Below are 18,635 nucleotides of genomic sequence, written 5' to 3' on the forward strand. Positions count from 1 at the left end.
GATCAGGCAGGCAAGACTTCGTTGTGAATGCCAGGCAACGAGCTGAAACAATTGTTTGACTGGCTAGTAAAACGGTTTATAAGGATTCATAAAGCGGTTTAGTAAGCAACAGGTCGACCTTTACAGATTTTAATCCGAAACAACTTTTGAGGGGATTCGATGACGGGACACACTCCTGCGATGAGCGAGCACGAATATAAGGAAGCCAAATTCTTCCAGACATTCGGCTCCATTCCGACGCCCGGCTTTGCCGATCCGGATGAGCAGACCCGTGTCTGGGGCCGTCCCTGGGGCTGCTCGAGCGATGTCGGTAGACTGCGCGCGGTACTCATGCATCGTCCAGGCGAAGAGGTGAATATCGTCGAGAACAAGCCCATGCCGGAGATCGGTGGCTATGGCGATCCGGAAAAGGGTTGGTACTGGATGGGCGACACGCTGCCCGATCTATCGGCGATGCAGGATGCCCATGACAGGTTCACCGCACTGCTTCGCGCCGAAGGCGTGGACGTCGTGCTGATCGACAAGGCCGCCCCCGGCGCCATGAAGCAGATTTATTGCCGCGACAGCGTCATATCGGTCAAAGGCGGTGCAATCGTCACGCGTCTTGCCCGCAAGGTCCGGCGTGGCGAGGAACTGCCAGTCACGCAGACGATCGCCAAGGCCGGCTGCCCCATTCTCGGCACGTTGCACGGCGAGGCCGTGTTCGAAGGAGGCGGGTTTGCCCTGATCGACGACAAGACCGCAGTCTGCGCGTTGTCGGTGGCCTGCAATGCGGAAGGCGTGCGGCAGGTGGAGTCGATCTTGAACGGACTCGGCATCGAACTGATCAAATTGCCCATGCCCGGCTACCGTATCCACATCGATGGCAGCTTCAACATGATCGATCACGATACCGCGATCATCAATATCAATGAACTGCCCTTTTTCTTTATCGAATATTTGAACAAACGCGGTATGCGGCTGATCGAGCTTCCCCCCGAGGACAATGCCTTTTCTCTGAACTGCCTGGCAGTCGCACCAGGCCGCGTCATCATGCATGCCAGTCGGACACCAAGGCTTGCCGATCGGCTTGATGCTGCCGGCATAGAGGTTCTTTCGATCGACTACGAATGCGTCGAGATGGGCGGTGGCGGTATCCATTGCTCGACCGGACCCCTGGCCAGGGATCCGCTCTGAGATGGCATTTCTCGACATCCGGAAGCTCAGCAAGAACTACGGTTCGACCGTCGCTCTCGACGGTGTCGATCTTTCGGTCAATGCGGGTGAATTCGTCACGCTTCTCGGGCCCTCAGGCTCGGGAAAGACCACGCTTCTCATGTCGATTGCCGGTTTCACTCAACCGGACGACGGCGGTATCGTGATCGATGGTGTCGATGTGACCGACGTTGACCCGGAGGATCGTGACTTCGGCGTTGTCTTCCAGGGCTACGCTCTGTTTCCGCATATGACCGTCGCCGACAATATCGCCTTTCCGCTGAAGGTTCGGAAATGGGCCAAGGCAGACATTTCGGCAAAGGTCGAGGAAATGCTTTCCCTCGTGGGACTGGATAAGCTTGCCGGGCGCAAGCCGCGGGAACTCTCCGGGGGTCAGCAGCAGCGAGCGGCACTGGCCCGCGCTCTATCGTTCGGCCCGCGAATCCTGCTCCTCGACGAGCCGCTTTCGGCACTGGATCGCAGCCTCCGCGAAATCATGCAACGTGAGTTGAAGCGTCTGCATAAGGAAACCGGCGTCACATTCATTTTCGTCACCCACGATCAGGAAGAAGCTTATGCCATGTCTGATCGTATCGCGGTTTTTCACAATGGACGTATCGTGCAAGTGGGGGCGCCGCGCGACATCTATCGGAAACCGGCATCGCTGTTTGTGGCCGGCTTCCTAGGTGGCAATAATATCGTCACCGCGCGCTATCTGCCGGCAGAACACAAATTGAAGCTTTTTGGCGATTATTTGCCAGCTCCACCGCAGTTCGATCCCGCCCAGCACGGCAATGGCGAGGTGACACTGTGGGTTCGGCCAGAAAATCTGAGCTTTTCCGAAGCCGGCGGCGGCTACAGCTTCCCCGTCACCGTGCTCGATATTTCCTTCACCGGCTCGTCCGAGCGGGTGGTGGTCGGCACCGTCGACGGGCAGGACCTGATGATCCAGGCGTCCTCGGAATCCGCCGCGGGACTGCAAATCGGCCAGCAGATTCGGTGCAGCTTCAACCCCGGCGCGATCGGGTTTCTGGCGAGCGACTAAACAACTTTCGGCAATCACCTGCCAGGACGCAACACGAGACATGGACGCTGACGCAAGCACAGCATCCGGTAAAAACCAGGGAGGAAAAATGTCCTTTACATTGAAGACAATCACGGTCCCGGATTTCGGAATTCCGGTGGAACGCCCCGGCATTCCCGCCGCCACCTATGAGGCGCGCTGCAAGCGGGCGCTCTCGGCCTCGGGTGCCGACTGGCTTGTCGTCTATGGCGACCGCGAGCACTTCGCCAACATGTCGTTCCTGACCGGATTCGACCCACGCTTCGAGGAAGCCCTGCTGCTGCTTGGCCCTGACGACGTCAAGTTCATCGTGACGGGCAATGAGAACCAGAGCTATACGCCGATCTCTCCCCTCAAGAACGTGCAGACCCTGCTGTGCCAGTCCCTGAGCCTGATGGCGCAGGATCGCACTCAGAAACCGAATCTGGTCGCTGCGCTGCGTGAGGCGGGCATCGGCGCAGGTGTCCGGATCGGTCTTGCCGGCTGGAAATATCTCGAAACCGCTGAATGGGATCAGGATCGTCCGTCATTCTTCGTTCCCGCCTATATTGTCGATTCGCTCTCGCTCGTCACAGGCCCTTCGGGCGAGGTCAGCGATGCCACACGGGTGCTGATGCATCCGACGGAGGGATTGCGGGCAGTGGTCGATGTCGACCAGATCGCCGAGGCAGAATGGGCCGCCACCCGTTCGGCCGCTGCCGTATGGCGGATCATCCGGGGTTTTGAGCTTGGCGATAACGAACTCATGGCCGCAAGCCGCATGGGCTATGCGGGCGAACCGATGAACTGCCATCCGATGCTTGCCACAAACGGTCCATCCGCACCCGTCATCGGGCTGCGCAGTCCGACGGCGCGGGTTCCGGCGCGTGGCGACGGCATCACGACCGCAGTCAGCTACTGGGGAGGCCTTACCGCGCGTGCCGGCCTGATCTCCGACCATGACGAGGCCTTCCTGAAGGTCTCGATGGATTATTTCGCAGGCTTGCTCGCCTGGTATGAAACCGCCGATATTGGTGTCGAAGGCGGGGCAATCCACGAGGCGGTGGTCTCGACGCTCGCGCGAGGCAGTCTGAAATCCGCTCTCAATCCCGGACATCTGACCGGCCATGACGAGTGGATGCATTCGCCGATCAGGCCGGGCAGCGGCGAGCGGATAGTCTCCGGCATGCCGTTTCAGATCGACGTCATTCCGGTGCCGATGCCGAATGGCTGGACCCTGAATTGCGAAGATCCGGTCACATTTGCCGACGAGGCTCTGCGCGCCGAAATCCGCACGAAATATCCCGACATATCGGCAAGATTCGACGCCCGCCGGAGCTTCGTCCGGGATACATTGGGGGTCGAGGTCAAGGACAATATCCTGCTTCTGTCGGCGATCCCGCTCTGCCTGCCGCCCTTCTGGCTGAACTCCGGCATGCTGATCGCAAAGGCCTGATCGGTCCTCAGATGCACTGTGCGGCGTTTGCGACAGTGCATCTGAGGCCTCCGCTTTGCTATTTCGGCAGAGCTTGCTCGACAACGGAGCAGAAAAACAGGGCGCCATCCAGCAATATGTCATCGTTGAAGTCATACTGCGCATTGTGGAGCGGCTTGCTGTCGCCGTTTCCTATGAAAACATAGGCGCCCGGTATCTTTTCGAGAAAGAACGCACAGTCCTCGCTGGCCATGAGCGCACAGGGACGCTCTTCCAGCCGCTCGCTTCCGAACGTTTCGCGAATGGCGGTGCGGGCGATTTCCGCGGCGCGATCGTCATTGATCGTGGCCGGATAGCCGACTTTCCAGTCGAAGGACGCGGTTGTGCCGAAACTCTCCGCCTGTGCAACGACAATCTCTTCGATCCGGCGGCGGAGCAGCGCATGGACCTCGGGACGAACCGCACGCAGGCTGATTTCAAGCTCCACCCTGTCTGGAATGATTGTTGCGGCGGAGCCGGCGTGGATCTGGCCGATCGTAACCACCGCCGCTTCGTGCGGGGAGACATTGCGCGACAAGATCGATTGCAGCGCGACAATGACGGTTGCGGCGGCAACGATTGGGTCTGCGGTCTCTTCTGGCAATGCGCCATGGCCGCCACGTCCGGCGATTGTCACGGCGACGACATCGATCGATGCCATCATCGCGCCACGTCGAAGGGAAAATCTACCCGCCTCGAGCGCGGGCAGATTGTGAAGCGCAAACAGATAATCGATGGCGTAGCGCCGCAGGAAACCCTGTTCGATCATGATTTGGGCGCCGCCGAAATTCTCCTCGGCGGGCTGGAATATGAAAACCACCCGGCCGTCGAAATCCTCGCTCTTCGACAGTGCGTAGGCCGCACCCAGCAACATGGCACTGTGGCCATCGTGACCGCAGGCATGCATGATCCCCGGAGTGGTGCTTTTATAGGGAAGGCCGGTTTCCTCGAGAATGGGCAATGCATCCATATCGGCACGCAGGGCGACGGTTGTCGGTCCGTTTCCGCGCTGAAGGGTCGCAACAATGGCCGTTGTGGCGTAGTCGCGATCAAGCACAAAGCCCCAGCTTTCGAGAATGTCACCGATATAGCGTGTCGTCTGGAATTCAGAGAGGCCAATCTCGGCAATCTCGTGCAAATGATGCCGGATTGAAACGAGCTCGGGAAGAATTTCTGAAATCCGCTGTCGGTTCATGATGTGTCGCTTTGCCTGGATGAGATCGTTTTAAATGCGGGACATTGCCCAACGCACCGTGCCAGAGCGTTCATCCAAACACTCTGGCACATGTTCGTTGTTCCCGGCGGGCGATTCTGAGACCCCCTGTTTCTAGATGGAGTCGCGGGCCAGGGGTGCCGTAGTGCAGTGGATGCCGCCGCCGCCCGATTCGATTGCGTCATATTCCACCGGTATGACGGTAATCCCGGCGGCATCGACCCGTTCGGCAAGGCGCGGTGAAACGGTGCTGTGCATGATTACCCGGCCGGGCGACACGGCAAGGCAATTGAGCGAATAGGCATTGTCCTCGGGCGGCAGATCAATCAGCCGCATGCCGCGCTTTTTCAGGTAGTCGATGAAGAAATAAGGCAGTTCATTTGTGTTGACGATAGCCGTTTCCACGTCGACCATCATGAAACTGCCATCGATATGGATCCGGTAGCCGGGCATCGGCAGCTTAATCAGCGTCACCCCCACCGACCGTAGATAGGATTCGACCTGGGCGACGCCTTCCTCGTTGCAGGCGATGGAGAGGGCGCAGACCGCCGTCTTGTCGTCGATCAGTGCAAAGCCACCACCTTCGAACACACCCGCCCCGTGTACAGTCCCGAGAATGGGGCATCCGGCCTTTGCCAGCGCCCGCATGACGGGGAGTTCCTCGCCGCGACGCACCTTGCGCGCCATGCGGGTGATGATGGCTCCACCCTTGACCGCGATGACGTTGTCACGTGTGTAGACCTGGTTTAGACGGCCCGGCGCAGCTTCGCCGACATAATGGATCTTGACGCCCTCCGCCATCAGGGCCGCCGTCAGGCGATCATGGGCGAGTTGCATGGCTTCCAGATCCGGCATGTCCTTGCCGATCCAGTACCAGCCCTCCTCAGGGTCGCCATAGCCACCGACTTCCGGCATCGGTACGTTCTTGATCACATCGAGTTCACGCCCCGGCCGATGCATCAACACCGCGCGCAAGCGGCCAACGTCGCTGTTGCATCCCCATGGCTGCCCCCAGACCTGCGTCTGTTCATCCGGTTCGTGAAAGGCGGGTTCGGGAACCGAGGCGAATATACGAAAGAACTCGTTCTCGCGGAACTCGTGTTCGCTCATGGCAGGCGTATGACTCATTATGTAACTCCAGGAAGTGATATGAAAAATCAGGTTTTCGGTGGCAGCTGCCGGTTGGCGAGCCACGTGTGGGCGATGATGCCGAGGCTGACGACGATCAGCATCAGGCTTGCGACGGCGGCGAGGGCGGGGTCGACATTATCGGCGATGCTTGTCCAGATACGCCGGGGCAAAGTGATGACGGTGCGACTGGTGATAAAGAGCGTGACCGTTATCTCGTCCCAGGAGGTGATGAAGGCAAAGATCGCCGCAGAGAGAACCCCCGGCCAGATATGGGGAGCCACGATTCTGAAGAAGACGGTTCCCGGCCGAGCGCCGAGACTCCGGGCGGCCTGCACCATGCGCGGATCGAGGTTGGACAGGGTCGAGCCCATCGCAAGGATCACAAAGGGCAAGCACAGGATGATATGGACGACGACGACGCCGATAACCGTATCGAGCATGTGGAGCCTGGCCCAGAGCTTGAAAATCCCTACCGCATAAATGATCGGTGGAATGATGATCGGCGACAGGATCAGCATTCGCGTGGTGGAGGGCCACCATCCGTTCAGAGACCATGCGCCGACAGCGTAAGCAGTCCCGAGCACAGTGGCAAAGAAACTTGCAACAAGGCCGATTGCAAGACTTGTCAACATGCTGGGAAGCCAGCCCGCGTCCCAGGCAAATACGGAAAGGAAATGCCTGAGCGACAGACCATGCTCCGGAAGGGAGAGATAATCCCTATCCGTCAACGCGACCGGAATGACGACGAGAACCGGCAGGATCAGGAATGCCAGCATAAGACCGACGAGAATGCGGTTGAGGGCAGAGGCAGACCTACGGCGCGCTGTCATCGCAGATCCCTCCCCTCGAATGCCGCGCGCAGCGCCGGACGCCTCATCAGCAGGAAGACGGAGCCGGAGCAGATCACCAGAAGAACGACTGCAAGCGCCGTTGCTACCCCCCATCTGAGCGTCGACATCTGGGTGGCAATGAATTCAGCCAACATGACGGTTCGCCCGGCACCGAGAATCTGGGGCGTTATCAGAAATCCCAGCGAATAGATGAAGACAAATACACATGAAACCACGATCGCCGGCATGCTGAGCGGTATCCATATACGAAGAAAGATCGTCGCCGGTCGCGCTCCAAGGGAACGGGCAGCCTGGATGATACGGTGGTCGATCCCTGAAAGGTTTGCGAAAAGAAGAAGCGTCGCAAACGGCATCATGTAATGAACCATCCCGATTATGGCGCCCAGACGATTGTAGACGAGATCGAGCGGCTGGTGGATGAGCCCTATATCCATCAGCAGGGAATTGATCACGCCTTCACGCCGAAGCACTGTGACCCAGGCAAAGGCCCTGACCAGGACGGAAATCCAGAAGGGCACGAGCACAAAAAAAAGCGCGATGTTTCGCGCTTTCAGCGTCATGTGCAGCAGGCCGAAGGCGACGATATAGCCGGCGATGACGGTCAGCACCATCGTTAGCAACGAAACGTTCAGCGTCGTCGTCGCCACTTTCCAGACGGCATTGCTCGATGCAAGTCCCTGATAATTTTGCAAACCCGGCTTCGGGTCGGTAAAACTCAATGCAAGGACCTGCAGGATAGGCGCAATATAGACAAGCAGCGTAACGGCGCTGGCAGGCACCGTTAACGCAAAAGCCAGACGATTAAATTTTGCGACCATAGCGATTGACAGCGCCCATCAGGATCAGGAAATGAAATCCAGGTACTTATTCTGAATTTCAGCTTCGTTCTCCGCGTAATAGGCGGGATCGACCCTGAATTGTGTCACTGCGTTTTCGGGAGTCGAAGGGCTGACCTTCTTGTCTTCGTCGGTCATCATGGCGATGGCTTTCGGGTTGGTCGGTCCACCACCCATGCTGCGCAACAGCAACAGCTGCCCTTCAGGATCGAGGCTGGAATTGATGAACTCGAACACTTTGTCGCCAGCCGGATTTCCCTTCGGGACTGACCAGGCACTGAGGAAGAGGAGGTTCTGGTCCCAGCTCCAGGTCAGGCGTCCCTTGGTTTCCTTGCTGAGCAAATTCGCACGCGAGTGCCAGATATTGCCCATGACCACCTCGCCGTCGCGGAACAGTTGCTGGCTTTGTGCGCCGCTATCCCAGAAAATCAGGTGCGGAAGGAGCGGCTTCAGCTTTTTGAAGGCGCGGTCCAGGTCGAGCGGGTAAATGTCTTTCGGGGCCACACCGTCTGCAAGCAACACCGCCTCAAGCTGACCCTGCACATATTTGCACATCGTCCGCTTGCCAGGGAATTTTTCAAGGTCGAAGAAGTCCGCCCATCCGGACGGCGCAACGCCCTTGGTCATTTCGGAATTGTAGGCAAGAACATTGGCAAAGACATAGTTGGCAATTCCGAATTCCGCCGCCATTCCCGGGCCGACTTTATTCTTGTCGACAACGGAATAGTCGATCGGCCGCACATATCCACCCTTTCCAAGTGTTGCCGCATCGGTCATGCCGCCGTCCGTGACATCCCAGATAACGGCGTTGGCTTCGACCTGCGCGCGGATTGCAGCGGTATCGGGACCTGCGCCGTCTACGACGACTTTAATGCCCGTCTTCGCTGTGAACGGCTTTCCAAACGCTTCCTGGTGCGCGTCAACGGCGGCGCCGCCCCAGTTGCAGATGACGATTTCGTTTGCATCTGCGGCAGCGTTGCCCGGTTTTACCGCAACGGTCAGACCCAAAGCACCCATGGCAACCAGGAACGATCGACGATCGATCTGCCCATTCTTGAAGCCGTTCAAAGCAATCGAAAGAGCGTCTTGTCTAAATTTTGACTGCGACATTGCTGAACCCCTTTTTTGGCCGACCTTGAGATCGCGCTTTTTTGAATATCGAGGAGCACGAAAATCGGAGATCAATTCGAGCTCGTAGTGAACCGGTTGAGTAAACCGGTTGCGTAATGTGTAACACGCCTTTGCTGCTTTGCAACCCGTTCTTAACGTTATGCCGGCTGTCGGACACAGGTCCCACAAGGGTCTCAACAATCGAGCGGAAAATTCTCATCTGCCGCTGCGGAAGCGGGAACGGAAGATGAGGGTTTCCGATCAGCCGCCAGCTTGCAGCGGTTCATCTCGATGTTCTCGATGCTCCGAAATCTCTTCGTCGCCCCACACCACAAACGATCCGTCCTTGCCACTCACGTTCACCGCATCCGCGCAACAGCGCATTGGAAAGCCGTGACCGGCGCAATTGCCTGATTGCCGCAAGAACTTGGCGCCGGGAAAAGGGAATGCAGACACTATCGCAATGTCTGGATGGCGCCCGCCCGGCAAGGAGCTTCAGTCGATGCTAGAGCTTGGCGGGTCGGTGCGCAGTCATGTCTCCGGCCTTTAAGCGCGGTTTGATATGACCGCTGGCCCTGAAATTCTGCGCTCGAACCGATCCCTGTCGACTGACCGTGCTTCGCCGCGCAATAGGATGCCACGGGCTCTTCGGTTCGTACTGTTTATTCCGCCACTTGAAATCGCTCATTGACAATCTCGTTGAGAATATTCGGCGCTCTTTCACGCAGCAGCGACAAAACTTCTGCAACAGAGCCAGTCGGACCACCTTGGGGGATTTGCCCGACGCGCGGACCTCTGGGCGTCGGAGATCGGTTGGACTCCGGGCCTATCCGATGCATAGAGTGGAGTTCAACGGCGCAAGCTTCCTCGCAAAATCGCTTAGGGAGGCACTTCAGATCAAAGAATTGCCACCGCCCGGCACCAACCCGCTGATCCGCCCTTGATCTTGACCGGCAGGCAGGACACGGTGAACCCGTGGGGCGGCAGTTCGTCGAGCCGCGTCAGCTTCTCCATGTGCATGAAAATGCCTTCACGACCAGCCTTGTGGCCTTCCCAGATAAGACCTGCATCGCCGGTTTCGGCGAAGCGTTTTGCCGTGACAGGGAAGGGGGCATCCCACGACCAGGCGTCCGTGCCGGCGATGCGGATACCCTGCGCCATCAGCCAAAGCGTCGCTTCGCGACCGATGCCGCAGCCGCGGCCAAGGAAGTCCGGGCGGCCATAGGCGGCGCCTGCGGCGGTGTTGACCAACACGATGTCGAAGGGTTGCAGCGCGCGGCCCGTGGCCTTCACGGCAGCCTCGATGTCTGCGGCTGTCGCCACATGGCCATCGGGAAGCCCGCGCAGATCGAGCTTCACGCCCGGTCGGATGCACCAGTCCAACGGCACCTCGTCGATGGTCCAGGCACGCTCGCCGTTGTTCATGGTGGAGGCGAAGTGCCAGGGTGCATCCAGGTGCGTGCCGGCATGGGCTGTCAGGTGCAGTTGTTCGACAGCCCAGCCCTCGCCGCCCGGAACCTCGGCGATATCGAGGCCCGGGAAGAAGCGGAGCACTTCTTCCGCGCCCTCCGCATGGTTGGTGTAGCTGATCCTCGGACCGAGCCCTGGCGGGTCGGCGGGAATGTCGTTCTCGATGGCCACCGAGAGGTCGATGATCTTCATGGGTCAGTCTCCTGAAAGTGCGGCTTTCGCCAGCGTGTCGAGATTGGCGTCGGCGCGGAAGCCGAGGGCGAGCGCCGGTGTGGCGTCGAGCGGCGGCATGGCGCCGAAGATGCGTCGCAGGTTGTCGTCATCGCCCCAGCGGATATGGGCCTGTTTGCCGGTGACGCGGCAGACCGCGTCACAGACCTCGTTCAGATCGGCATGCAGGACCGGAGGCTGGACGACGGTCTGGACGGAGTCGGCGAGCCTTGCGGCGTGCAACAGGGTGGAGACAGCCGCTTTCCTCGACATCCACCAGCAGGTGCTGGCCGCGGGAATGGGACAGTCATAGGTCTCGCCAGCGGCGATGCTGTGGAAGATCTGGCTCATGAACACCGATCCGTGTCCGCTTTCGCCGACCGGTCGGGCGATGATGCCGGGAAAGCGCAGGCTTATGGCCGACAGCGCCCCGCGTCGTGTCATGTCGGTGAGCAGGATCTCCATCATCAGCTTGTGAGCGCCGTAGGTGATAAGCGGCGCCGGCCGCGTTTCCGCCGTCACGGGGTATTCATCCAGGTCGCCGTATACGGCGATTGAGGAGGCAAACACGAAGCGGGCGCCGGGGTGATTTGCCGCTACCGCGCGCGCGAGAGCCAGGGGCGCCAGCAGATTGACGTGGTGGCCACGATCCTGTTCCCGCTCGGCCAGGCCGCCCGGAACGCTTGCCAGATGAAAGACAAGATCGAAACCCGGCTCCAGCAGATCCGTGAGAAAATCCTGGTCGCCGAGATCGCCGGCGATCGCTTCCGAACCGGACGGAGCCGGCCCGGAAAAGGCCCGGTCCGTCAGGACAATCCTTTGCGCATCGGGATAGACCTCGGGGAAAGCGGCGGCCAGACCCCGTCCCAGAAAGCCGTCGGCGCCGGTGACCAGAATACGCATCAGGTCCGCACCACGCTCTGGTCGATCACCCCGAAGGGGGCGGAGCCATCCGGCAGACGCGCCTCCATCCGCACGCGATCGCCCCAGGTGAGGAAGGGCGTGCGCGCGGCGCCTTCGTCGAGAAGTTCGATCACGCGGATTTCCGATATGCAGGACGAGCCGGCGTTTCGATCCGCATTGGAGACAGTGCCCGAGCCGACGATCGTCCCTGCGGATAGCCTGCGGGTGCGGGCGCAATGGGCGATCAGTTGGCCGAAGGAGAAATGCATCTCGTCGCCACGGGCGCGTCCGACTTCACGGCCGTTGATTTCGACATGCAAGGGGAGGTTGACGCGTCCCTTCGCCCATTGCGGGCCAAGCTCATCCGGCGTGATCGCGACGGGCGCAAAGGCGGTGGAGGGCTTTGCCTGCAGGAAGCCGAACCCGGCGCGCATTTCGCGCGGACCCAGCGCGCGCAGCGACCAGTCGTTGATCTGCATCAGCAGGCGTATATAGGCTTCCGCCTGCTCGGCCGTCGTCCCCATCGGCACATCCGAGAGCACGACGCCGAACTCGCCTTCCATGTCGATCAACAGCGCGTCGTCGGGGAATTCGACATCGGCAAGCGGACCACGAAAATCGTCACTGGCGCCCTGATAGATCAGCGGGATCGTCTCGAAATCCGGATTGGGCGGATTGTCGAAGGCCTTGTCCATCAGCCGTCCATGGTTGAGAAACGCCGAGGCATCCAGCCATTGCGGCGCGCGCGGCAGGGGAGCCAGGCAGCGTTGCGGCTCGAAACGGGTCGCGAATGGTTCCTCGCCCGCGTTCAGCCGGTCGTAGAGGCTGGCGAGGCGCGGAGAAATGGCATCCCAGTCTTCGATGGCGAAGAGCAGGGAGGGTGCAATGCCGGTCGCCGGTATTGCCCGCGTCAAATCGCGCGAGACGACCCACAATTGGCCGTCGCGGCTTCCGTCATGATAGGTTGCGAACTTCATGGGGACCTCATTTGCTACCGTTCGAGGCCTGCCAGGCCTTCGGGGAATTGCGCGTCATCTCCCCGCGAGGCTCGCGGCAAGCGTGGGATCGTAGGTGCCCGAGACGAGCACGAAGAGCATCCGGCACATCCTGCCGGAGCGGTTGGCCCAGGCATGGTTGGTGCCGCGCTGGACGACCACGGAACCGGGCTTCAGAAGCGCCTCGCCATCATCCAGCACCAGGGTCATTTCGCCCTCGATGACGATGCCGTAGTCGATCGATTCCGTCCGGTGCATCAGCGGATGCGGAGAGCTCTCCTTGACCGTCGAGGCGGCCTTGTCGCCGATCTGCTCGAACGCCTCGCCCATCCGCCCGGCCCCCGACATCAGGAAATCCTCGGTGTCCGGTGGAATGTCGACGAAGCGAATGCGGGTGCCGCCGGGAGGCGGGGGCAGCACGAGGGCCCCAAGCGTCGGGTCGCCGTCGTTGGCGACGCGCGCGGGGCTCTCCGCCGTCGACCAGACCTCATGGAATACGGTGCCCGGAATGGCGGTGATCTCCACGACGGTCGGCAGCGGTCCGACCTCGGTCAGAATGGAGCGCCCGTCCTGGCTGTGTCCGGTCACGACGCGGGTGATGGGGGGAAAGTTTGTCATGCGCCTTTCGCCTTGGTGAAGAAGCCGATGGAGATGATGCCCACCACGATGGCGGCGACGCCGAGTGCCGAATAACCGAGGTTCTGGCCGAGCGCTCCGCCGACGATCGGCCCGAGTGCAGCGCCGACCATCAGCATCGCCGGCGTGGCGGCAACCGCGCGCCCCGTCGGATCGAGCTTGGCCAGTCGCCCGAAGGCGAAAGTGTGGGTGAAGATCTGGATGGAGACGAACACCGCAGCGGCGGGCGCCCAGAGGGTGAAGGTCGTCGCCGATGTGACGATGACGGCGAGAACGGCCTGAACCGCAGGTCCGATCTGGGTGACCAGCGTCGCCGAGACGCGCGTCTGCAGGAATGCTGCCAACGGAGACGGCAGGATGAAGTTGACGAAACCCAGCGCGATCAGGACGGCGAGAACGCTATCGGGTGAGAAGCCGCGCGTCTTGCCGATCACCTCGACGAAGGAAAACACCATCGCCTGGTTGAAGGTCATGATGCTGATGCCGAAGATGGTGAGCCAGACGGCGCGGCTGAAGGGCCGCCTTTGGTGTTCGACGCCGTTCACGGGGTTGCGGAACAGCAGCGCGGAACTGATGGTGGCGACCGCCATGATCCCGGCGAAGACCTGAAAAAGAACCGGGCCGCCATAGGCGATCAGCAACTGTGGAATGACGGCAAGCAGAATGATGGCCAGCAGGCCAAGCGCAATGCCGGCCAGCGCGTATAGGCGATGCGGATTGGCGGCGTGTCCCATTGTCCCGTGCACCATGGAGAGCGCGACGCCGACGGACAGGCCCGCGACGAGGTGGAGCAGGGCGAGCGGCATGAAGCCGGCCTGTGTGGACGCGAGCAGGAAAGCCGCTGCGGCCACGCCGAAGCCCAAGGTCGCGGCCAGTCTCTGGTTCATCCTGTCGAAGCGTGGCGCGACCAAGGCGCTTGCGACGACCGCGCCGACGAGGAACAGGGTTGCCAGCCCACCCGCCTGCTGCGGGTTGAAACCGTAATGCTCGACCAGCGCGCCGACCCAGACGGGCAGCGCGATGAGATCCAGCATCCCCGAGAAGTGGCCGATGATGAGGGCGGTTACCCCGGCCACTCCGAATTTTTGTCCTGACATTCGTGCTCCTCCAGCAAATTGAACGGCGGCCATCGGTGCGCGATCTCCCAAATCGCTGCACCGCCGCGACTTTTTTCAGATGGCTTCCGCCAGCGTTTTCATGGAAGCCTGCATGATCGCGGCATGTGCGTCGCGGCTGCCGCCATGGATTTCGATGTCGGCCAGTTGGCCGGAATTCTCGACCACCATCCGGCAGCGCTCCCAGCGTCTTGCTTCGAATGCGGCAAGGGCGGAACCGAGATCGGCGCCTTGGCCAAGCTCTTCGGCCAGCACCATCGCGTCCTCGATGCCGATGCAGGCGCCAGCTGCCAGATGCGGTGTCGTGGCATGCACGGCATCGCCGATCAGCACCACGCGGCCCCTGAACCAGGGCCGTGGCAACAGCATCTGCTCGAGCGGGCGGTAGATGACCTGGTGCTCGGAGGACAGCTCCAAGGCGATCCCGCGGATGATCGGGGAGGGGAAGCGCTCCAGCAGGCCCCGCAAGGTTTCAACCAGCACCTCCGGCGGAACGAAGTCGTTGGTGGGGCGGTCTTCGGTCAGGAACAGGTAGGCCTGGTCCTTGTTGACGCCGTTCAAGCCGACCTTGAGCTTCGGGCCCATCCACATGGCGACGGTATCGATGCCCTTGGGCCTTGGCAGCACCGCGCGCCAGACCGACTGGCCGATGAAGCGCGGTTTGGGAGCCTCGGGAAAGATCTTGGCACGGACGGCGGAATAGAGGCCGTCCGCGCCGACGACGAGATCGTAGGTCTCCGAACTGCCGCCGCCGAAGGTAACATGCACTCCATCGTCGCCTTGGACGATGTCGGTGAAGGTGAGCCCCAAGCGAACCTTGGTGGTGGAAGAGCGTACGGCTTCGGAAAGGATCTTGGCGAGCGCCGGACGCATGATGCCGCCGTCGCCGGGGATGTCGGCGCCGGCCACGCGCGGGGTCGGCAGCGTAACAAGCACGGAGTCGTCCGGCCCGCGCAGTTGCACGCCATCGCTGGCGAAGCCTTCCTCGAGAAACCGCTCGATCAGGCCGAGATCCCGCAATACCCGAAGCGTCGAGCCGTGCAGACTGATGCCGGCGCCATAGGAGCGCCACCCGGCGTCGATCTCGACGAGATCCACCTCGAAGCCCTTGCGGGACAGTTGCAGCGCCGCGGTCATGCCGGCGAAGCCGCCGCCGATGACAAGCACTTTGGAATTTGAATTCATGTGGTTTCCTCCTCTGGGGGTGCGGCGACGAAAATCTCCCCCTCGTCGCTCACGGCAATGTCTACGGCTGTCAGTTTTTGTCCCAGGCAAGGTCCAAGAACGCATTGGCCGGTATCGATTTCGAAAAGCGCGCCATGCGAGTGGCACGTCAGATGGGTCTTCTCGCCATTCAGGTAGGCGTCTGTCTTCCATGCCATCGGCGTGCCGGTGGAGTAGTGCGGGCAGGCATCGAGCCAGGCGTAGAGAACGCCCTGGCGCCGGATCAGGACGATCTTCCGGCGCGCTCCGTCAAAGGGGCCGAAGCCTTTCGCCTCGGCCTCGCCGATCTCGTTGGACCGGCACAGATAGTGGAGTTTTCGCGCGGCGCCCTGCATGGGTCAGCCCTTCGCGCCGGGCGGCGGACCTCCGGTGGGAGCCCACTTCTCGCGCATTTCGAACAACACGATCTGCGAGGCCTCGGCGCCCATCGGCGCTTCGCGGGCAACCCAGCTATCGTCATGCTTGTCCATGTCGGCGTCATATTCGAAGTGACAGCCGAGCGGGCTGTTGAAGTACCAGAACCAGTTCGAACCGAACTTGTGCCGGCCGGGGCCCCAGAAACTCTGATAGCCTTTCTTCACGAAGCGCGTGCCGGCAACCATCAGCTCGGTCGGGCCGCCCATGTGGAAGGCGAGGTGCTCGCACCCCTTCATGTATTCAGGCGTGCGGATGAAGAAGAGCGTGTGGTGGTCGTCGTTCGCCTTCGGCCGCAGGAAGGGACCCGCCCCCGTCAGCGTGTCGGTGATCACGAAGCCGAGGCGGTCGCAGTAGAAGCGGGTGGCGATTTCAATGTCGGGAACGAACAGCACGACATGGCTGAGCGTGCGCGGCAACGCCGGCATTTCTTCCCAGACGCCGATTTCGTTCGGCTTGCGTTGCGCCGGCGCGCCCGGTGCATTGATCTTTTCCGCGGGCATGACGAGTTCGCGGCGGATCGTGACCTGGAATCTCAGTTCGAAGCCATGGTCATCCTTCAGTTCGATCGAGCCGTCGGACAGGCGCGCCACCCGACGGTCCCTGGAAAGCTCCGCTTCGATCGCGTCGAGATCCTCGGCGGAGCGCACGCCATAGACCTGCTGGCGCAGCATGTTCGACGTCGGCAACGGCGGAGGCAGCGACGGATCGGACTTGTGGCGGATGATGATGCCGGTGCCGTCCAGCGCCTCGAACAGGCCGCCGGCAGCGGTAACGTCCGTCGGCTTCAGGCCGAAGGCATCCAGGTACTCACAACAGGCGGCGACATCGTCAACGCCGAAGACGAGATAATCAGGTCCTATGATGTTCATGGGACATTCCTTTCTATTCCGATGTCTTGATTAGCCTGCGTGGAGAACATGTTCGCGGGCGATCGCCAGGCAGTAACGTGTGTCGGAGGGAACGAATGCCCCGGCGGCATCGCGGCAGGCCTGCGCGAAGGCAAGCCCGGCGGCCTCGTCCGGCAGCCAGAATTCGTCGACGGCCTCGATCGGTCCCGGAAACAGCGGCAGGTTGCGACACTGGCCGAACATGCCGTAGCCCGGGCCCTTGGCGGCTTCGGGCACTGTCTTGGCGTCCGGTGCATTGTTGAACCAGAACAGGAAGACTTTCACGGCGCCGTCCCGCACGCCCGGCGGCAGGATCAATTCTTCGGTGACCGGAAGGCCGAGGACGGAGGATTCATCCACCATCTTGGGTTCGTCCGGCTGCAGTTGCTCGAGATAAAAGGGCGTCTCGCGCGAGGATTTCGCCGCCGCCATGTCCGGAAACCAGACTTCGGTGACAAAATCCAGACCGAGCGAGAGGGCCTTGGGCTGCCCGTCACCGCCGAAATAAATGCCGTCGAAGACATGGTTCTGGACGTAGCGGCGCGGCGCCTGGGACGGCTCGCGGGCGATGTAGTCCAGCACCAGCCTGCCGTGATGGTCCTTCATGTGCGCACGGTTTTCGCCAAGCGTCTGCCCGAGACGCCGCCGACCGCAGATCATTGTCTTGATCGTCATGCTGCTTGCTCCGCGACCGTGCTTCCGCCAAGGGTTTCCGCGACCCAGTCGGCGATATAGGCGCCGGCATTGGCGGAATTGTCGAAGCTCGAATGCTGCACGCCGCCGGTGCGCTCGTCGAAGATCTTCAGTTCGCGCCTCGGGCTGTTGACCAGCTGATCGTAGGTGGCATGCGCCCACTGAAGGGGGATCTGGCTGTCCTTCTCGCCATGGGTCACGAGGAAAGGCACGCGGATCCGGTCGAGGATGCCGTTCAGATGAATGTTTTCGGCGATCTGCATGAACTCGTCCATGTCCTTGGCGCCCCAGACCCACATGACGTGGCTCCAGTAGTGGGGGACGGGGAAATTGCCCTCGCGGGCAAGGCGCTTCTTCTGCACGTCCCGCCAGTCGTGATTGGCACCCCAGACGACGCCGCAGGCAAACCGCGGCTCGAAGGCGACCGCGCGCGGACAGTAGTAGCCGCCGAGCGACACGCCTTCCATGCCGATGCGCCTGGGATCGACGTCCGGCCGGCCCTCCAGCCAATCGACGACGCGGCTGGCCCAATGCTCGCTGTCGAAGCGGGCGGTGAGCCCCTGAAGGCGAAGCGCTTCGCCCGTGCCCGGCTGGTCGACGATCAGCGAGGCCACGCCGCGCTTGGCGAGCCAGCCCGGCAGGCCGACGAGAAGTTTCATCTCCTTGGTGCTGTCGAGGCCGTTGACCTGGACCAGCAGCGGTGCGGGGCCCTCGACGCCTTCGGCGGGCACATAGAGCGCCGAAAGATGCGTTCCTTCGTAGGGAATCTCCACCCGGCGACAGGGCGAGCCGGACAGCGCCAGACCTTTCTCGAAGGTGGAAAGAAAGTGCTGGTAAAGAGCCACGCGACCTTCCGAACCATGTGCCAGCAGGCGCTCGGCGGTCAGTATGTAGTTGGCGGCACGGATCAGCTTGTCGCCGGCCGAAATCAGCCGACCCTTGGCTTCGTCCTCTTCCGCAAGGGAAACGAGCTTGTCCGCCATATGAATCCAGGTTTCGCGGAATGCCTGCGTTCCGGCGGCATCCGGCGCCCTGGCCGCGTCCTGCAGCGGGGCGCACATTTCCTCGATCTCTCCCATCCGGGCGCCCATCTCGATCGACAGATTGACCGAGAGGTTCCAGACGTAGTTGGTCGGAAAATACTTGAACATTGGGTCTCCTCGAGGCCGCCGCTGGCGGCGCAAATTTCATCGGGAGGAGATTCGACTGACGGCATGGCTCGGCCGGCCACATG

The 18,635-nt window shown here is 61.3% G+C and carries 18 protein-coding genes and 1 pseudogene; 4 read left to right on the plus strand and 15 right to left on the minus strand.

What is annotated here, in order from left to right:
* Positions 1-159: 159 nt before the first annotated feature.
* From J5N58_RS03885 to J5N58_RS03895, 3 genes are all read left to right on the plus strand, one after another.
* Entirely contained in the window at positions 160-1,176 is a 1,017-nt protein-coding gene (locus J5N58_RS03885) for a dimethylarginine dimethylaminohydrolase family protein (protein WP_244709761.1), read from the plus strand.
* Between the two features lies 1 nt (position 1,177).
* Positions 1,178-2,239 carry an ABC transporter ATP-binding protein gene (locus J5N58_RS03890; protein ID WP_244709763.1) on the plus strand — a complete coding sequence of 354 codons (1,062 nt, stop codon included), beginning with the start codon at positions 1,178-1,180 and terminating at the stop codon, positions 2,237-2,239.
* Between the two features lie 88 nt (positions 2,240-2,327).
* A complete protein-coding gene (locus J5N58_RS03895; protein WP_244709765.1) occupies positions 2,328-3,692 on the plus strand; it encodes a M24 family metallopeptidase in 1,365 nt (454 codons plus the stop codon).
* Between the two features lie 58 nt (positions 3,693-3,750).
* On the opposite strand, the gene J5N58_RS03900 is transcribed toward J5N58_RS03895, so the two are convergent.
* From J5N58_RS03900 to J5N58_RS03920, 5 genes are all read right to left on the minus strand, one after another.
* Positions 3,751-4,905 carry an amidohydrolase gene (locus tag J5N58_RS03900; RefSeq protein WP_112829207.1) on the minus strand — a complete coding sequence of 385 codons (1,155 nt, stop codon included), beginning with the start codon at positions 4,903-4,905 and terminating at the stop codon, positions 3,751-3,753.
* 132 nt (positions 4,906-5,037) lie between these two features.
* On the minus strand, positions 5,038-6,051 hold the full coding sequence (locus J5N58_RS03905; protein ID WP_112829208.1) for a dimethylarginine dimethylaminohydrolase family protein: 1,014 nt from the start codon (positions 6,049-6,051) through the stop codon (positions 5,038-5,040).
* Positions 6,052-6,080: 29 nt separating this feature from the next.
* On the minus strand, positions 6,081-6,884 hold the full coding sequence (locus J5N58_RS03910; protein ID WP_112829209.1) for an ABC transporter permease: 804 nt from the start codon (positions 6,882-6,884) through the stop codon (positions 6,081-6,083).
* Positions 6,881-7,597: an ABC transporter permease gene (locus tag J5N58_RS03915; protein ID WP_244709768.1), complete on the minus strand. Its 717-nt coding sequence runs from the start codon at positions 7,595-7,597 to the stop codon at positions 6,881-6,883. Before J5N58_RS03915 ends, J5N58_RS03910 begins: the two co-directional genes overlap by 4 nt.
* Positions 7,598-7,747: 150 nt before the next feature.
* Positions 7,748-8,851, minus strand: a complete 1,104-nt coding sequence (locus tag J5N58_RS03920) for an ABC transporter substrate-binding protein (protein ID WP_112829211.1) — start codon at positions 8,849-8,851, stop codon at positions 7,748-7,750.
* Positions 8,852-9,008: 157 nt separating this feature from the next.
* On the opposite strand from J5N58_RS03920, the pseudogene J5N58_RS03925 reads away from it, so the two are divergent.
* Positions 9,009-9,265, plus strand: a pseudogene (locus tag J5N58_RS03925) (DDE-type integrase/transposase/recombinase); the annotation flags it as partial.
* 483 nt (positions 9,266-9,748) lie between these two features.
* Here the strand turns inward: J5N58_RS03925 and J5N58_RS03930 are convergent.
* The 10 genes from J5N58_RS03930 to J5N58_RS03975 all read right to left on the minus strand — a co-directional run bounded on the left by J5N58_RS03930 (position 9,749) and on the right by J5N58_RS03975 (position 18,552).
* Positions 9,749-10,513 carry a cyclase family protein gene (locus tag J5N58_RS03930; protein WP_113340134.1) on the minus strand — a complete coding sequence of 255 codons (765 nt, stop codon included), beginning with the start codon at positions 10,511-10,513 and terminating at the stop codon, positions 9,749-9,751.
* A 3-nt stretch (positions 10,514-10,516) separates the two neighbouring features.
* Positions 10,517-11,434 carry an NAD-dependent epimerase/dehydratase family protein gene (locus tag J5N58_RS03935; protein WP_244709770.1) on the minus strand — a complete coding sequence of 306 codons (918 nt, stop codon included), beginning with the start codon at positions 11,432-11,434 and terminating at the stop codon, positions 10,517-10,519.
* Positions 11,434-12,411 (minus strand): fumarylacetoacetate hydrolase family protein, encoded by a 978-nt coding sequence (locus J5N58_RS03940; protein ID WP_244709772.1) that lies wholly within the window; start codon positions 12,409-12,411, stop codon positions 11,434-11,436. The genes J5N58_RS03935 and J5N58_RS03940 overlap by 1 nt, the downstream gene beginning before the upstream one ends.
* Positions 12,412-12,465: 54 nt before the next feature.
* Positions 12,466-13,047, minus strand: coding sequence for a cupin domain-containing protein (locus J5N58_RS03945; RefSeq protein WP_244709774.1), 582 nt, complete (start codon positions 13,045-13,047; stop codon positions 12,466-12,468).
* Complete coding sequence (locus J5N58_RS03950; protein WP_244709776.1) at positions 13,044-14,162, minus strand: MFS transporter; 1,119 nt, start codon at positions 14,160-14,162, stop codon at positions 13,044-13,046. The genes J5N58_RS03945 and J5N58_RS03950 overlap by 4 nt, the downstream gene beginning before the upstream one ends.
* 75 nt (positions 14,163-14,237) lie before the next feature.
* Positions 14,238-15,365, minus strand: coding sequence for an FAD-dependent oxidoreductase (locus J5N58_RS03955; RefSeq protein ID WP_244709778.1), 1,128 nt, complete (start codon positions 15,363-15,365; stop codon positions 14,238-14,240).
* Positions 15,362-15,739 carry a Rieske (2Fe-2S) protein gene (locus J5N58_RS03960; RefSeq protein ID WP_244709780.1) on the minus strand — a complete coding sequence of 126 codons (378 nt, stop codon included), beginning with the start codon at positions 15,737-15,739 and terminating at the stop codon, positions 15,362-15,364. Before J5N58_RS03960 ends, J5N58_RS03955 begins: the two co-directional genes overlap by 4 nt.
* Before the next feature lie 3 nt (positions 15,740-15,742).
* Positions 15,743-16,690 carry a VOC family protein gene (locus J5N58_RS03965; RefSeq protein ID WP_113466167.1) on the minus strand — a complete coding sequence of 316 codons (948 nt, stop codon included), beginning with the start codon at positions 16,688-16,690 and terminating at the stop codon, positions 15,743-15,745.
* 30 nt (positions 16,691-16,720) lie between these two features.
* Positions 16,721-17,383 (minus strand): EthD domain-containing protein, encoded by a 663-nt coding sequence (locus J5N58_RS03970; RefSeq protein ID WP_113444295.1) that lies wholly within the window; start codon positions 17,381-17,383, stop codon positions 16,721-16,723.
* Positions 17,380-18,552: an alpha/beta hydrolase family protein gene (locus J5N58_RS03975; protein WP_244709782.1), complete on the minus strand. Its 1,173-nt coding sequence runs from the start codon at positions 18,550-18,552 to the stop codon at positions 17,380-17,382. Before J5N58_RS03975 ends, J5N58_RS03970 begins: the two co-directional genes overlap by 4 nt.
* Positions 18,553-18,635: the final 83 nt, after the last annotated feature.

The sequence above is a fragment of the Paenirhizobium cremeum genome, from assembly GCF_022884085.1.
In the GTDB taxonomy this organism is placed as follows: Bacteria; Pseudomonadota; Alphaproteobacteria; order Rhizobiales; family Rhizobiaceae; genus Allorhizobium; species Allorhizobium cremeum.

Bases quoted from the DNA above. Each gene is read 5' to 3' on its own strand.
- J5N58_RS03885 (WP_244709761.1), top strand. From the start codon at position 160: ATGACGGGACACACTCCTGCGATGAGCGAGCACGAATATAAGGAAGCC.
- J5N58_RS03890 (WP_244709763.1), top strand. From the start codon at position 1,178: ATGGCATTTCTCGACATCCGGAAGCTCAGCAAGAACTACGGTTCGACC.
- J5N58_RS03895 (WP_244709765.1), top strand. From the start codon at position 2,328: ATGTCCTTTACATTGAAGACAATCACGGTCCCGGATTTCGGAATTCCG.
- J5N58_RS03900 (WP_112829207.1), bottom strand. From the start codon at position 4,905: ATGAACCGACAGCGGATTTCAGAAATTCTTCCCGAGCTCGTTTCAATC.
- J5N58_RS03905 (WP_112829208.1), bottom strand. From the start codon at position 6,051: ATGAGTCATACGCCTGCCATGAGCGAACACGAGTTCCGCGAGAACGAG.
- J5N58_RS03910 (WP_112829209.1), bottom strand. From the start codon at position 6,884: ATGACAGCGCGCCGTAGGTCTGCCTCTGCCCTCAACCGCATTCTCGTC.
- J5N58_RS03920 (WP_112829211.1), bottom strand. From the start codon at position 8,851: ATGTCGCAGTCAAAATTTAGACAAGACGCTCTTTCGATTGCTTTGAAC.
- J5N58_RS03930 (WP_113340134.1), bottom strand. From the start codon at position 10,513: ATGAAGATCATCGACCTCTCGGTGGCCATCGAGAACGACATTCCCGCC.
- J5N58_RS03935 (WP_244709770.1), bottom strand. From the start codon at position 11,434: ATGCGTATTCTGGTCACCGGCGCCGACGGCTTTCTGGGACGGGGTCTG.
- J5N58_RS03940 (WP_244709772.1), bottom strand. From the start codon at position 12,411: ATGAAGTTCGCAACCTATCATGACGGAAGCCGCGACGGCCAATTGTGG.
- J5N58_RS03945 (WP_244709774.1), bottom strand. From the start codon at position 13,047: ATGACAAACTTTCCCCCCATCACCCGCGTCGTGACCGGACACAGCCAG.
- J5N58_RS03950 (WP_244709776.1), bottom strand. From the start codon at position 14,162: ATGTCAGGACAAAAATTCGGAGTGGCCGGGGTAACCGCCCTCATCATC.
- J5N58_RS03955 (WP_244709778.1), bottom strand. From the start codon at position 15,365: ATGAATTCAAATTCCAAAGTGCTTGTCATCGGCGGCGGCTTCGCCGGC.
- J5N58_RS03960 (WP_244709780.1), bottom strand. From the start codon at position 15,739: ATGCAGGGCGCCGCGCGAAAACTCCACTATCTGTGCCGGTCCAACGAG.
- J5N58_RS03965 (WP_113466167.1), bottom strand. From the start codon at position 16,690: ATGAACATCATAGGACCTGATTATCTCGTCTTCGGCGTTGACGATGTC.
- J5N58_RS03970 (WP_113444295.1), bottom strand. From the start codon at position 17,383: ATGACGATCAAGACAATGATCTGCGGTCGGCGGCGTCTCGGGCAGACG.
- J5N58_RS03975 (WP_244709782.1), bottom strand. From the start codon at position 18,552: ATGTTCAAGTATTTTCCGACCAACTACGTCTGGAACCTCTCGGTCAAT.